This window comes from Mycobacterium deserti (assembly GCF_025345615.1).
Taxonomy (GTDB): Bacteria; Actinomycetota; Actinomycetes; order Mycobacteriales; family Mycobacteriaceae; genus Mycobacterium; species Mycobacterium deserti.
This window is the reverse complement of sequence record NZ_JAODWD010000002.1, coordinates 59,320-72,563: the sequence shown is the minus strand read 5'-3', so window position 1 is coordinate 72,563 and position 13,244 is coordinate 59,320. Positions and strand designations below refer to the sequence as shown.

Sequence of the window (13,244 nt, the reverse complement as noted above, 5' to 3'; positions counted from 1 at the left end):
CAATGTCAACATCGCTCATTGGCAGACTTGTTCGTCTTGACGGTGTCGGGGGGTGGGTGTTTACTCGGGGTATCGAACATACATTCGAACACGGATGATTCTGATGATGCAGGAGGTGCTGCTGTGACAGCGGCAATGGACCTGGATCAGCGCCGGGTTAGCCGCGCTGAGCAGGTAGAACACCTGCGTCGCAAGATAGCGGCAGTGTCCGACAAGGTGGGCGGCAGCCGTCGTGGAGCGGCCCCGTCCACCGATCAGCTTCCGGACTCGGAAACTTTGCTGCCGATGCCCGAAACCCTGGCCGAACTGCTTCCGAAGTCGTTGCCGCGCGGGACGGTGGCGGTGCTCTCGGGTGCCCGGTCCCTGCCGTTGAGCATGGTGGCGGCGGTGACGGCGGAGGGTGGCCACGCCGCGATCGTCGGTCAGCCCGATGTCGGTCTGCTGGCGGCGGTGGAGATGGGTGCGGATCTGAGCCGGATCGCGGTCGTCCCCGAACCGGGGGCCGATCCGGTCGAGGTGGCCGCGGTGCTGATGGACGGCATGGACCTGGTGGTGCTCGGCCTCGGTGGTCGTTCGGTGCCTGCGTCGCGGGCGCGCGCGATCGTGGCCCGCGCCCGTCAGAAGGGCTGCACCCTGCTGGTCACCGGCGGCGACTGGCAGGGCGCTTCGGCTCGGCTGGAGGCCAGGGTATGCGGCTATGACGTCACCGGTCCCGGTCGGCCCGGTTTCGGGCGGATCAGCCGGGTGCGGTTGGCCATGCGGGCGCGGGGTCGGTCTCTCGGTGTCCCCGGAGCCGCCAGGTCGACGACATCAGCTTCCGTGCGTGCGGTTGGCGGATGAGCCGTGGCCAGGTCGATCGGCGGGGCTGTCGCACAGTCACGGGTTCTGGCCATCTGGTGCATGGACTGGCCGGCGGTCGCCGCCGCGGCGGCAGCCCGACTCCCCCCGACGACTCCGGTGGCGGTGACGCTGGCCAACCGGGTCATCGCCTGTTCGGCGGCGGCGCGCGCGGCCGGGGTGCGGCGGGGACTGCGCCGCAGGGAGTCGCAGGCGCGATGTCCGGACCTGCATGTGGTGACCGCCGACCCGGCGCGCGACGCCCGCCATTTCGAAGGGGTGACGGCCGCGGTGGACGACCTGGTGCCGCGGGCCGAGGTGTTGCGGCCGGGTCTGCTGGTGCTTCCGGTGCGCGGGGCGGCCCGCTACTTCAAATCCGAACAGGCGGCCGCTGAGAAACTGGTCGACGCGGTGGCCTCGGCGGGAGCTGAGTGCCAGGTCGGCGTAGCCGACCAACTGGCCACTGCGGTCTTCGCCGCAAGGGTGGGCCGAATCGTCGAACCCGGCAAGGACGCCCTGTTCCTGTCGGCACTGTCGATCCGGCAGCTGGCCACCGAGCCGAGCCTCGCCGAACCTGGCCGCGAGGATCTCGCGGACTTGTTGTGGCGCATGGGAATACGAAACATCGGACAGTTCGCCACGCTCTCCCGTAGTGATGTGGCCTCTCGGTTCGGGGCCGACGCGGTGGCCGCGCACCGCTTCGCCCGCGGTGAGCCCGCGCGTGGTCCGTCAGGACGTGAGCCGCCTGCCGAACTCGACGCCGTCATGAACTGCGATCCACCGGTCGACCGGGTGGACGCGGCGGCGTTCGCCGGGCGCACGCTGGCCGGCGCCCTGCACCGTGGCCTGGAGTCGGCCGGTGTCGGATGCACCAGGCTGGCCATCCACGCAGTGACAGCCACCGGCCAAGAGCTGGAACGGGTTTGGCGATGTGCCGAGCCGCTGACCGAGGACGCCACCGCCGACCGGGTGCGCTGGCAGCTGGACGGCTGGTTGAACAAGCGCAATCCCCACGACCGGCCCAGCGCGCCGATCACCGTGCTCCGGCTGCGCCCGGTGGAGGTGATCTCGGCCGAGGCGCTGCAACTGCCGCTGTGGGGTGGCGTAGGAGAGGAGGACCGGCTGCGGGCCCGGCGCGCGCTGGTACGGGTCCAGGGGTTACTCGGGCCGGAGGCGGTGCAGGTGCCGGTGCTCAGCGGTGGTCGTGGACCCGCCGAGCGCATCACGTTCACGCCGCTCGGTGACGAGCCGGCGCCGCGGGCCGATCCCGGGCAGCCGTGGCCGGGTCAACTGCCCGAGCCGTCGCCCACCGTCCTGCTCGACGACCCCGTCGAACTGTTCGACGCCGAGGATCGTCCCGTCCGGGTCACCGGCAGGGGATTGTTCTCCGCAGACCCGTCGCGACTGGCCGCGCCGGGGCGTGACGGTCGGTTGTCCTGGTGGGCGGGACCATGGCCCGTCGACGAGCGGTGGTGGGACCCCGAACAAGCCAAGGCCGGACGAACTGCGCGCGCCCAGGTGCTGCTCGACGGAGATCCCGGAAAGGCGCTCCTGCTGTGTTACCGGCAGCGGCGGTGGTACCTCGAGGGGATCTATGAGTAGAGGCGCTTCGCGAACGCGCCGACGCGGGTGACGAACCGGTCGAAGAACAACTCCGGGTTGACGCCGACACCGATGAGCGCGTTGGCTTCCCGGCCCCAGCGGTTGCTCCAATCGGCGATCGTCATGCCCTTGGTCAGCGTTCCGGTCAACTCGACGTCGACGGTGGTGGCCCGGCATGCGACCAGATCGGGGTCGAGCGCCACCGCCGCAGCCAGCGGGTCATGCAGATGCGCGAGATACCCTTCGTTCTGGTCGAAGTGGAACTCGAAGTAGAACCGCATCGCGTCTTCGAGCACTGCGATCAACGGGTTCGACGCCACCGACCTGGTGCCGCGGTCATCGAGCACGCTCATCGGCAGCGACGATGACTCGGCTTCGGCGGCGAGCCTGCTCAGCAGCGCCGGTGTCATTGCGATGTTCTCGGTCAGGTTCAGCCCCAGCACGATCGGGACGTGCTTGGGCGGAGCCAAACCCCACGCTGAACCCCACACCGCGAACACCTCCGCCGCGGCCTCGGGGTCGACGCTGATGTTCCATTCGGCGACCGGTGTGGTGTTGCCGCGGTAGTCGAACGCGCCGCCCATGATCACCAAGCGCCGCAAGAGCTTCGGCAGCGCAGGCTCCTCGCGCAGTGCCAGCGCCAGGTTGGTCAGCGGGCCGGCGGCCACCGCCACGAGCTCACCCGGATGGGCGCGCGCCGCGCGCACCCACGCCTCGGCCGCGTCGTAGGGGGTCAGTTGACGATCCGTCCGCGGTAGCCGCGCATAACCCATCCCTTCGGGGCCGTGCGTGTCCTCGGCGGTGCGCAGCGGCGTGCTGATTGGTTGCTCGGAGCCCTTCGACACCGGGACGTCACCGACCTTGCACAGCTCGAGCAGCCCCAGGTTGTTCTCACAGACCTGTTGCACTCCAACGTTTCCGGCGGTCGACGCGATCCCTACCACTTCGGCCTCCCGGCTCGCGAACAGGTAGACAAGGGCCATCGCATCGTCCACGCCGGTGTCGACGTCGACGAACACAGGCAGCGTCACCCCGCCAACGATAGGGAACGCCGCTTACCAGTGCACACCCGGCACCAAGCGCGCCGCGCGCTTGACCGGACGGGGAACCCGCAGCGAGGGAACGGCACGGGCCGGACGCCTGGGCCGCCGCGACGGCGTCGCAGGCGGCGGTGTCACACCGCGGGCCGCCGCCGAGTCCGGATAGCCGAGATACAACTGGTGCAACACCCGCCGCGACAGCTTCGGCGTCACGTAGGTGCCGAAGTCGGCGAGCGTGCCGACCGGCGTGTCGATGCGGGCGGGTTTCTCGACGAGGCCGCGGACCACCATGGCCGCGGCCTGTTCCGCGCTGATCGGCGGGATGGGATTGAGCCGCTTGGACGGCGCGATCATCGGCGTCTTCACCAGCGGCATGTGGATGGTCGTGAACGTGATGTGGTCGGACAGTGTCTCGGTGCCGACGACGTCGGCGAAGGCGTCGAGCGCGGCCTTGCTCGGGATGTAGGCGCTGTACTTCGGGCTGCTGGCCTGAACGCCGGCGCTCGACACGTTGACCACATGGCCGAAGCGGCGTTCGTGCCAGTGCGGCAACAACGCCAGCACCATCCGGACCGCGCCGAAGTAGTTGACTGCCATCACCCGCTCGTAGTCGTGCAGCCGGTCGGTCGACGAAATCACCGAGCGGCGGATCGAGCGGCTGGCGTTGTTGACCAGATAGTCGACGTGGTCGAACCTGCCGAGGATGTCCTTGACCGTGTGCTCCACCGACGTCGAGTCGGTGACGTCACAGGTGAAGGCGTGCGCGTCGCCGCCTGCGCGTCGGATCTCGGCGATCAGATCGTCGAGCGCCGCGGCGTTGCGCGCCAACGCGAATACCGTTGCACCGCGTTCGGCCACTGCGATCGCCGACGCGCGGCCTATGCCGCTCGAGGCGCCGGTGATGATCACGTGCTTGCCCACCAGTGGGCCTGCCGGGTCGTCGCGGCGGGCGCGGTCGGGGTCCAGATGCTCGGCCCAGTACGTCCAGAGCCTGGGGGCGTAGGACTTGAATTCCGGCAGCGTAATTCCGGTGTCGCGCAACGCTTCTGCGGTGTTATCGGCCGAAAAGGTCGGCCTCAGCTCGACGACGTCCAGGATCTCGGCCGGAATGCCGAGCTGGGTGGCCGCCATGTTGCGTAGGATCTTGGTGCGGCCGGTGGCTCGCAGCAACGACGCCGCCGTGGCCTTCGGCAGCGAGCCGACCAGCGGCGGTAGCCCCGCAGCGGGGGCGACACCACGGTAAATGCCGCGCAGTCCAATGGTTTTCGGCGATGTCAGGTGGAAGGTCTGGCCGTCGCGGCCGTCGAGGTGCATGATGTGGACCACCGCTTCAACAACGAAGTCGACCGGAACGATGTTGGTGCGACCGGAGTCCGGCAGCATCATGGGTGTGACCCTGGGCAGGCGGGCGAGCGTGGCCAAGATGCCGAAGAAGTAGTACGGACCGTCGACCTTGTCCATCTCGCCGGTGCGGGAGTCTCCCACGACGACGGCGGGCCGGTACACGCGGAACCGCAGGCCCGGCGCCGACCGGACCAGTTGTTCGGCCTCGAATTTCGTCTGGTGGTACGGCGTCGGCAGCTCCTGAGCGACGTCGAAGTCATCCTCGGTGTACTCGCCGCGATAGGTGCCCGCGACGGCGATCGACGAGACGTGGTGCAGTGTCGCGTCGCACCGCCGGGCGAGGTCGATCACGGCTCGCGTGCCCTCGACGTTGGCCGCCCGCTGCTCGTCCTCTGGGGCGGTGACGTCGTAGATCGCCGCGCAGTGCACGACATGGTCCACCGCGCCGATCTCCTCGACCGTGTTGTCGGTGAGGCCGAGTCCGGGCGCGGTCAGGTCGCCGACCAGCAGTTTTGCTCGGGGACCCCATGCCTGGGCCAGCCGCTCGAATTCGCCGAGGGAGCTACGCCTGACCAATATCCACACCTCGGCGGCGTCGTCGCGGGCCAGCAGTTTCGACACCACCCGCCGACCGATAAACCCGGTACCGCCGGTAACGACATAACGCATGCGGCCATGCTCGTCCGTCGCCGCACGAAGGTCAACTGTAGATTCTCGGAACCGGTGTCATATTCTCGCGATGAGCGTCACCTCGATGTCATATATGACACGAACCTGAGACGGGCAATCCGCAGGGCCTAATGCGAAATCGCTTGGTGGATAAGGTCGAATGCCCTACTAGTAGGGCTACGATCGTGAGTGGACGAAGTTGATGGCGACAATGCGGATCCCTCAACGCGAGCCGATGGAACGACACTTTCGGCGCGGCGGCGTCGTTACGTCGGCTCGCGCATCACCCGCTTTCGGGAACATCGCGGACTTGCTCTGGACGAACACCGGGGCGGGTGCGGCGCAACATGCCCGACCCGGTGCCGGTGATCCTGCTGTCGCGGCCGGCGATCGATCGCAATGAACAGGGCAAGGGTCTGGGGGCGCAGCTGTTGCGGGATGCGATCACCCGCGCGGTGGCCGCCGCCGAGATCATCGGCGTGCGGGCACTGCTGGGCCAACGGCATCAACATCAACATCGAGGAGGACGACCGTGCCTGTGCACGCGCTGCACGAGCAGGCCCGCGAGTTCTACGCGCACTTCGGCTTCGAGCCCTCACCGACCGACCCGCTGCATCTGCTGCTGTTGATTAAAGACGCCCGCGCCCTGCTCGACCCGCGGAGGTGATCGATGCCCGACACGGACGAACCGGGGGAGGACACGACCCCTCGGCGGTGGCGCTCGGCAGAGACGTGCCAGGGGATTCTCGACCACATGGACGAGTTCCGGCGCTCACCGCAGGGCCAGCGGCTCCAGGCCGAGGAACAGGCCGCCGAGGCTGACCTGCAGGCGTGGCTGGCCGATCAGCCGGGCGTCGTCGTGGGCCGCCACGGCGGGTGGGTTCCCGAGCAGTGGGAGGGCGAGGTCGACGGGCACAGCTTCTACTTCCGCGAACGCGGCGGGGACTGGGACATCGAGCTGGACCTGCAGGAACAGAGGCCCGGCATCACCAGGGGAGACATCGTCGCCACCGGCACGATCGCGGCCGAGGGTTACGGGGAGGGCCCTCGGGAGCGGGTGGTGTTCATCGTCACCACCATCCGGGACCATCTGCGGCGCCAGCAGGTCGCCGAGGCCGCCAGGACGGTCGCCGAGCGCTCGACGCAGCTCAATCAGCGTCTCAGCTAGGCGGGCTCGGCGATGGACTACACCTACCGGGTCGAATGGTCGCCGGCGGACGGCGAGTTCGTCGGGCTGGTCGCCGAGTTCCCGTCGCTGTCCTGGCTGGCGCCCACCGAGGACGAGGCGATGCGCGGCATCGTCGGTCTCGTCGAACAGATCGCGGCCGCTGACCACCACGACACCGAGCGGGATGGAAACCCGCTGCTCGATGTGCTGAGTAGGGAGGTGCGGCCGCTGCTCGGTGATCGCAGGCCCTTCACGAAGATCGAGCGCGAAGAGGCCCTGGGATACGACCCGAATACGGGGGTCTGAAGCCACCCGAGGGTCCGCCAGCCCCCCGTCACTCGCCATTTTGGGTCGGCGATGGTGGCGTGATGGAGCCGGGCTCGCCCAGGATTCGCCGCAGCACCGTGTGCTGTTCAGGGGTCGCTGTCCGGGGTGTAGCCGTCCATGGTGACCACCCAAGTAGAGCGTGGTGACGAGCGGGCAGCTGGGACATGTCCGCGGGCCGACGACGCCGAAAGAACCCATCCGCGGTGGGTAGTCCCAGCCGACTTCGAAAGCGGCCTCCGGTGTGAGGACCTGCTCGACGCCGCACACCTCGCAGATGTGAAGCAGCTCCAGCGGGTCACTGCGTGCCCTCGCAGGGGCCCGCTTTCGGCTCAGCTGACCCGTGCGATGACCTCGAGTTCGATACCCCTGGCCACGGCGAGATGCACGGGATGACGCGCCGCGCCCTTGCGGAAGTCCACCGGTCCGTGCGGCGAGTCCCAGCCCCACTCGTCGAAGGCCCGCCTCGTGTCGGCGACGGTCGGCACCGACGCATTGGCAATGCTGGAGAGCAGGTGCAGACCGGCGTACGTGGTCTCGGCCATGGTCCCTGGCGGCGGAGCGACCGAAGCGCCGATTGGGCCGGTGCCGTTCACCAGATCGAAGGCGCGCGAAAACCCGCGCGGAACTCCGATGCCGACGCGGAAGCCAGGCCTGCGAACCAGCCGGCGGAGATGAACAGGTTTCTCGTCGCATTGCTGCCGGTGGCGAGCACTACGGTCTCGTCGGTGAATGGACTGAACCGGGTAACCACGGCGTCCAGCCCAAGCGACGCGATGCCCTGTTGAACCGAACCGCGTCCGAGCCGACCAAGAGCGTGATGACGCCGTCTGGACTGTTCCGCACGATATCGTCGAGCACCTCACTCCATGCGCCGGGATCGTCGACGCCGAGCGGCAGGAACCTCGCACCGAGGATCGAGATGTCGGAACCCTGCAGACCCGTCCGTATCGCGCGCGCCGGACCGCGCGGCCACACGTAGTCGTTGCCGACGATGAACCACCGCCGCAAGCGCAACTCGGTTCGCAGCCAACGCATCGACGAGATGATCTGGTCGCCGGGCACCTCGCCGTTGCACAGCACGCCGTCGCTGCGTTCACCACCCTCGTACGCCGCGGCGTAGACGTAAGGGATGCGTCCCTCGGTTACCTTGGCGATCTCCTGTCGGGCGTTCGAGAGATGCCATCCGGTCACGGCGTCTTTCGACTCCGAATCCACCAGAGTCCTGACCGCTGCCGCCACGTCCACCGGATCGCCACCCGCGTCGACGTGGAAGAACTGCACTGATCGACCGGCGACCCCGCCGGCGGCGTCGATCTCGGCGGCGGCCATCTCCGCGGCGGCGTGACACTCCAACGCGAACATGCCCGCAGGGCCTCGTCGCGGAAGCACCAGTGCCACACGGAAATCCGCGCGGACTCCCCGCTCGCTCTGCACATAGTGTGGGTCGGCCGACTCAGCGTCAACACCTTGCGCCGCCGGTCAGTTCAGTGCTTGACCGTTCATCTAGGTCGTCTGAGCATCGGCGCAGGGCATACCTGGAATGGCAGGCGCGGGCCAAGTCCGTAAGGTCGAAAAGATTGGCGTTGGGAGGAACCGCAGTCTTCTCAAGCCGCTAGTTGCGACGACGCCATTCAGCGATAGGCTCCTGCGAAAGTTCGAGTGATCGTGACACAGGATTTGGGCCCTAGCTCGCTTCCCACTCGGATTAGTTGCTTATGACGGTCGTCCAACAGCTCGCCTTGCGGTCAAACGGAACTGAGTACTGGGCCAATATGAGCGGACTGAGCGACGAGTTTCCGCCAAATCCCCTCACACCAGTCCGACCGCGATTAGTCCAGAATCGACCCAGCGTTGGATCTTATCAAGGTGAACGCCGTCTCCTTCTATCAGGTCGCGCACCGATACACCGTCGGAAATCCTAGGTAGGATGCTGAGAAAATGTGTATCGGCACAGTAGCCCGAGTAGTCGTGGTAGTACCCGCTATCGAGAACCGCGGCCCAGGGCGGAATGCGAATCTCGCCGTCGAGTCGTAGCGTGCGCCGTGGTGAGAACGTCGCTGGCGCCTGTAAATCGCATTGAAGAACGGCTTCTTCATATCCTTTCAGCATTCGCTTTAGCGAGTACTCGTTGATCAGAAAATGTCGCAGATCCGTCGACGTGCGCTCGGATGAGTGAACGATCTGCGCGACATGTTGGGCGGCATCTTCAGTCCGGCCGGGGTCTATTTTTCGCACCAAGCTGTCGGGTATTGATAAGCGCTGCGCACCGACGCGAGCGATAACCGCCGGTGTGCCTGACATGAGCGATTCCACGTGAACATTGCCAAATGATTCGGGCACGCTGCCAAGACAAAGAGTCGCTGTACCGACCGAGTAGTATTGGGCCGCGACTCCAAGCGCCTCATCATGGTGCTGTCGCCGGTCTACCTTGGTGACCGCGCGATGGTGAAGGCCGAATGGTCGGCGAAATTCGTCGAAGACGCCGACGGCGCCGGTCGGATTCTCATCCCGGTGCGGGTGCGTGACTGCGACGTTTCGGGTCTGCTCGGTCCACGTGTCTACGCCGATCTCGTCGGCAAGTCCGAAGACGACGCGCGTGAGGCGCTGTTGGCCGCAGTCCGGCCTGGGCGGGCCAAGCCGGCGTCCGTGCCGTTTCCTGGGGCCAGCTAGCCGTCACTCGCCCTCTACCGGTGCTGGGCATGCCGTCGCCGCGGCGTTTGGTGCCGTAACGAAGGCTGGTGACGCAGCGGATTGGACCGAATCTGACGCCTGCGCGCCGCTGCAGAGCTAGCCAAGGTCTGAGGGCGACTTGTTAACCAAAGCGACCGTGCGGCTATAAACCGGGGCTATTCGGTGCGCTGCAGATTGTGAGATGTACTGCTTCGCTGTGTATTTCAACCGACAACGGATACGTCGCCACGGATGGCGAGCTGGGCCCTGATTGCGAGGGGGCTTGGCGCGGGCGTCGCCGCGACTGCACCGCCCAGATCCATCGAGCGAAGACGAGAATAGAATTCCCAATCAATCTGTGACGCTGATTGTTACCCGGACATCACCCACGTAAAACCGGAGCTGTCACCCGCAATACGGTGTTAGGGGTAGCTGAGCCGAAGCTGATCGCATCTCAAGGGAGCAAAGTCCCTAATCGTGCACCTCACAGCTTCGCGGGTCTGCGGGCGCTTGCCTGCCTTCTACATGAACCGTCGCGCGTATAGCGCAGTCCAGGACGCCGGAAGCTCGAGATCTGCCGCGCCGCTGGTGGTGGCGAACGTGCGCATCCGCTCAGCGGCCCTGGTATCCCAGCCGCCATCCGCTGCGGCGATGACCCACGCCCGGCTCTCCGCGAACGTCAGACCTCGACGGCGGTCAGCCGATCGCATCGTGACCACCCGCCGCCCTCTGCCGCTAACTACGGATGATCCGCGACCGCCACGATTCGCTGCAAGGGAACCCCGCAGATGACAGTATCGCTTCTGGAATTCTGCTGTAGTCCATTGGTCACTGTGAGATCGACCCGTGCGAATTGCCTGATGTATGAGCGCATCAGTAGGTGGCCGACTCTGGACGTGATTGTAGTGGTAGTGGGCAGGTTGGGGCTGCCGTGGCCCGCTAAGGATGGAACGCAAGCACAGTTACGAAGAGTAGGCGCTCCACCACGGCGTTCCCGTGAACCCGCATCCCGACGGGGTGCGCGGCGGGGGTCTGGTGGAGAGTAGCCAACAACTTATGGATAACAGCGGTTATCCATGATTGGCGAGTCGCCAGGCGAGATGTCGAGCTTCAGAGAGAAGCGCACGGTATCTCAACATCGGAACGAGATCGACGGTCACGACGACCACCTGATCCTGCGTTGACGGCCAACATCCGGGCCTGGCTGACGTGCCGAAGATCGGTGGCGTGGGGCGGGCCGATGGATTCTCCCGCGGAGTCGCCCATTACCAGCGGAAACGAGGACGATGCGCCGGTCTTGTCGGACCTTCGTGCCAGACTTGGAGTTATCTCGACGTATTAGGACATTGGAGGTCTCATTTGTCTGCTGGGCCGCATATCCCTGAGCGCTTTGCGCATGCTGTGGACCAGCATTTGGTCTTCAATCTGTCCGCCTCCGGTGGATGGCCGTTGGTTCTCGGTGTGTTCGGTCGACCAGGTGACGGCAAGAGCTTCCAGATCCGCACCCATTTGGAGCGACGCAGTGTGCTGACAGTCAGTATCAACGCTGCGGATCTCGAGAGCGACCGTGCCGGGACACCCGGCAAGCTCGTGCTCAGCGTCTATGAGGACGCCGGGCACCGGATCGAGGAGGGCCGCCCTGCTGCGGTGCTCGTGGACGACTTCGACACCACGGTCGGCGAATGGGAGAACAGCACCACTACGGTCAATCACCAGCAGGTGCTTGCTCAGTTGATGCACCTGGCTGACAGCCCGACCGAAGCGGCGGGCAAGAAGCTGCGTCGGGTGCCCGTGTTCATCACGGGCAATGACTTGTCGAAAATTTACCCGCCGTTGCGGCGTCCGGGCCGGATGCGCGCGTTTCCGTGGCTGCTCACTCAGCCCGAACGGGAGACGATCGTCGCTGGCATCCTCGCTGGCGTGTTGGCGGCGGACGAGGTGCCTGCACTGCTAGCCCGGGTTCCGGATGCACCGATCGCGTTCTTCTCCGACCTCCTTTCAGAGATTCTCGCTCGGTCGTCGGAGGCGGAGGTACGACGGCTCGCGCAGGATTTGCCGGGTCTGGTAAGGGCCGGGTCCCGAGATCAGGATGCCCCGGCGCTGCAGATGAGCAAGAACCCGTTGAGCCCTGCTGAGATTGGGGACCTGGCGGCGGGGATTTGGAGTGACAGGGGCATTGCGACCCGGTCACACTTGGGCAAGTAACGGAGGGAAATCTTGAGCACCTACACCTATACGTATGCCTACACGCGTGCCCAGGCGTTGGTCGATCAGGTTTCGGTGCTGTTCAGCGAGGCCGGAATCAGCGAGAGCGCTACCGCCAAGGTGTGCCACGGTGTGCGGGAGCGGTGGCTCGACTCCGTGGGGCTGTACCTCGAGCGCAACGGTGGTCGGGTGTACGAGGTTGAAGCACGGATCAAGTGGTCGGCCCACCTCGAGATGGCCGAACTGGAGTTCTCCACGGACCTCCCCGGGTGGGAGGGGAAGGGCTCTCCCGAAGCCCTAATCTTGGGGCGGCGCTTCGCAGGCGTAGCTGACCGCGAGACCCTTGCGCCGTACTACTGGGTGCTCTTCACCTCGGCTATCCGCGCCGACCCCGCCCGTCATCAGCGCCTGTGCCCCTTGGTAGGCGTGTCCTACGCAAGTAGCGTGCCCGACTGGGCGAAGAGTCCGACCATCCACTCGCTGCCGATGCAGGATCTGCGCGAGGTCGGTCTCTCCGAGCGCAGCGCTCTGTAGGACGCAGGGAAGAGGAAGTCGAGTGCGCAACATCTTCTTGTCGTTCCACCAGGACGACGAGCTTGAGGCGAACATCTGGTGTCGCCGGTTCGAAGGCTACTTCAACGAGATCCGCACCTTGGGCTTGGACGAATTGGGTGATGATTTCGCAGAGCACATCGAAAGTGGTGACGACGACTACGTGATGCGCCGTATCCGCGAGGAGGAGATCGCTGGAACATCGTGCACGGTCGTATTAATCGGCAAGTGCACGTGGGCCCGACGGTATGTGGACTGGGAGATCGCGGCGACGCTACGCAACTTCGACAACAGCAAACGCGGCGGCCTGATCGGAGTGCAGCTGCCCTCGGCCGAGGACCACGGCTGGGCCACGCTTCCATCGCGGCTGGCCTTGAACATCACTCAGGACAACGGGGTGGACACGGGATACGCTCGGTTCTACGGTCCGGCTCCCAGCGACGGCACAATCGCTGCCTGGGTTGATGATGCCGTGGCTCGCCGTGACGAGTTGGATCCCGCTACGGGGTCGACCACCGGCCTTATGCTCAACAACCGCAACTGTAGCTAGCGAAGGCACCCCAGTAGATTGCCGTCGATCCGAGCGAGGGAGATCCACTCCTTCGGGCGTGCCTGATGACGTGAGCAACGAGGGCGGGAGTGACACTGCGGCCACGAGCACTCCTTGCGAGGTCGATTTACCGCGCCTCAACCGGAGTTGACACCACCAATTCGCGTCGGGCTGCGTGCCGACCGACGTAGGGCATATAGGTGTCGCGTTCGCCCCCACCGTTCCCCGCGTCGAGACGACTTCATCGCCCGAACTTCGCCACCCACCACCCGATCGGGCA

14 protein-coding genes and 1 pseudogene are annotated in these 13,244 nt (G+C 66.0%); 9 read left to right on the top strand and 6 right to left on the bottom strand.

All coding sequences use genetic code 11. The annotated features are described in order from the left end of the window. Nucleotides 1–123: 123 nt before the first annotated feature. Both N4S67_RS06465 and N4S67_RS06460 read left to right on the top strand, forming a co-directional pair. On the top strand, nt 124–840 hold the full coding sequence (locus tag N4S67_RS06465; protein WP_390893258.1) for a hypothetical protein: 717 nt from the start codon (nt 124–126) through the stop codon (nt 838–840). 60 nt (nt 841–900) lie between these two features. Beyond that, nucleotides 901–2,439: a DNA polymerase Y family protein gene (locus N4S67_RS06460; protein ID WP_260993026.1), complete on the top strand. Its 1,539-nt coding sequence runs from the start codon at nt 901–903 to the stop codon at nt 2,437–2,439. Here the strand turns inward: N4S67_RS06460 and N4S67_RS06455 are convergent. After that, nucleotides 2,430–3,470, bottom strand: coding sequence for a nucleoside hydrolase (locus N4S67_RS06455; RefSeq protein WP_260992148.1), 1,041 nt, complete (start codon nt 3,468–3,470; stop codon nt 2,430–2,432). The two genes, N4S67_RS06460 and N4S67_RS06455, sit on opposite strands and share 10 nt — an antisense overlap. 24 nt (nt 3,471–3,494) lie before the next feature. Beyond that, nucleotides 3,495–5,492, bottom strand: a complete 1,998-nt coding sequence (locus N4S67_RS06450) for an SDR family oxidoreductase (RefSeq protein ID WP_260992147.1) — start codon at nt 5,490–5,492, stop codon at nt 3,495–3,497. Nucleotides 5,493–5,818: 326 nt separating this feature from the next. Between N4S67_RS06450 and N4S67_RS06445 the strand changes: the two are divergent. The 3 genes and pseudogenes from N4S67_RS06445 to N4S67_RS06435 all read left to right on the top strand — a co-directional run. After that, nucleotides 5,819–6,159 (top strand): annotated as a pseudogene (locus N4S67_RS06445) (hypothetical protein); the annotation flags it as partial. Between the two features lie 3 nt (nt 6,160–6,162). Continuing rightward, nucleotides 6,163–6,660 carry a hypothetical protein gene (locus tag N4S67_RS06440; RefSeq protein ID WP_260992146.1) on the top strand — a complete coding sequence of 166 codons (498 nt, stop codon included), beginning with the start codon at nt 6,163–6,165 and terminating at the stop codon, nt 6,658–6,660. Nucleotides 6,661–6,672: 12 nt separating this feature from the next. Continuing rightward, complete coding sequence (locus N4S67_RS06435; protein ID WP_260992145.1) at nt 6,673–6,966, top strand: hypothetical protein; 294 nt, start codon at nt 6,673–6,675, stop codon at nt 6,964–6,966. Nucleotides 6,967–7,316: 350 nt separating this feature from the next. Here the strand turns inward: N4S67_RS06435 and N4S67_RS06430 are convergent, their stop codons facing one another. The 3 genes from N4S67_RS06430 to N4S67_RS06420 form a co-directional block, all read right to left on the bottom strand. Beyond that, complete coding sequence (locus tag N4S67_RS06430) at nt 7,317–7,529, bottom strand: hypothetical protein (RefSeq protein WP_260992144.1); 213 nt, start codon at nt 7,527–7,529, stop codon at nt 7,317–7,319. Between the two features lie 169 nt (nt 7,530–7,698). Beyond that, nucleotides 7,699–8,385 carry an ABC transporter substrate-binding protein gene (locus N4S67_RS06425; RefSeq protein ID WP_260992143.1) on the bottom strand — a complete coding sequence of 229 codons (687 nt, stop codon included), beginning with the start codon at nt 8,383–8,385 and terminating at the stop codon, nt 7,699–7,701. A 411-nt stretch (nt 8,386–8,796) separates the two neighbouring features. After that, nucleotides 8,797–9,327, bottom strand: coding sequence for a hypothetical protein (locus N4S67_RS06420; protein WP_260992142.1), 531 nt, complete (start codon nt 9,325–9,327; stop codon nt 8,797–8,799). 39 nt (nt 9,328–9,366) lie between these two features. Here N4S67_RS06420 and N4S67_RS06415 point away from each other — a divergent pair, with 39 nt between their 5' ends. Next, complete coding sequence (locus N4S67_RS06415) at nt 9,367–9,657, top strand: toll/interleukin-1 receptor domain-containing protein (RefSeq protein WP_260992141.1); 291 nt, start codon at nt 9,367–9,369, stop codon at nt 9,655–9,657. Nucleotides 9,658–10,178: 521 nt separating this feature from the next. Here the strand turns inward: N4S67_RS06415 and N4S67_RS06410 are convergent. Continuing rightward, nucleotides 10,179–10,367: a hypothetical protein gene (locus N4S67_RS06410; RefSeq protein WP_260992140.1), complete on the bottom strand. Its 189-nt coding sequence runs from the start codon at nt 10,365–10,367 to the stop codon at nt 10,179–10,181. Nucleotides 10,368–11,118: 751 nt separating this feature from the next. On the opposite strand from N4S67_RS06410, the gene N4S67_RS06405 reads away from it, so the two are divergent. From N4S67_RS06405 to N4S67_RS06395, 3 genes are read left to right on the top strand one after another with little or no spacing between them, the layout of a single operon-like run. Then, nucleotides 11,119–11,862: an AAA family ATPase gene (locus N4S67_RS06405; protein WP_260992139.1), complete on the top strand. Its 744-nt coding sequence runs from the start codon at nt 11,119–11,121 to the stop codon at nt 11,860–11,862. Between the two features lie 12 nt (nt 11,863–11,874). Continuing rightward, on the top strand, nt 11,875–12,396 hold the full coding sequence (locus N4S67_RS06400; RefSeq protein ID WP_260992138.1) for a hypothetical protein: 522 nt from the start codon (nt 11,875–11,877) through the stop codon (nt 12,394–12,396). A gap of 22 nt (nt 12,397–12,418) precedes the next feature. Then, nucleotides 12,419–12,964 carry a TIR domain-containing protein gene (locus N4S67_RS06395; RefSeq protein WP_260992137.1) on the top strand — a complete coding sequence of 182 codons (546 nt, stop codon included), beginning with the start codon at nt 12,419–12,421 and terminating at the stop codon, nt 12,962–12,964. Nucleotides 12,965–13,244: the final 280 nt, after the last annotated feature.

Excerpts from the sequence above, each read along its gene's own strand:
- N4S67_RS06435 (WP_260992145.1), top strand. The coding sequence starts at position 6,673 with ATGGACTACACCTACCGGGTCGAATGGTCGCCGGCGGACGGCGAGTTC.
- N4S67_RS06460 (WP_260993026.1), top strand. The coding sequence starts at position 901 with ATGGACTGGCCGGCGGTCGCCGCCGCGGCGGCAGCCCGACTCCCCCCG.
- N4S67_RS06430 (WP_260992144.1), bottom strand. The coding sequence starts at position 7,529 with ATGGCCGAGACCACGTACGCCGGTCTGCACCTGCTCTCCAGCATTGCC.
- N4S67_RS06410 (WP_260992140.1), bottom strand. The coding sequence starts at position 10,367 with ATGCGATCGGCTGACCGCCGTCGAGGTCTGACGTTCGCGGAGAGCCGG.
- N4S67_RS06450 (WP_260992147.1), bottom strand. The coding sequence starts at position 5,492 with ATGCGTTATGTCGTTACCGGCGGTACCGGGTTTATCGGTCGGCGGGTG.
- N4S67_RS06440 (WP_260992146.1), top strand. The coding sequence starts at position 6,163 with ATGCCCGACACGGACGAACCGGGGGAGGACACGACCCCTCGGCGGTGG.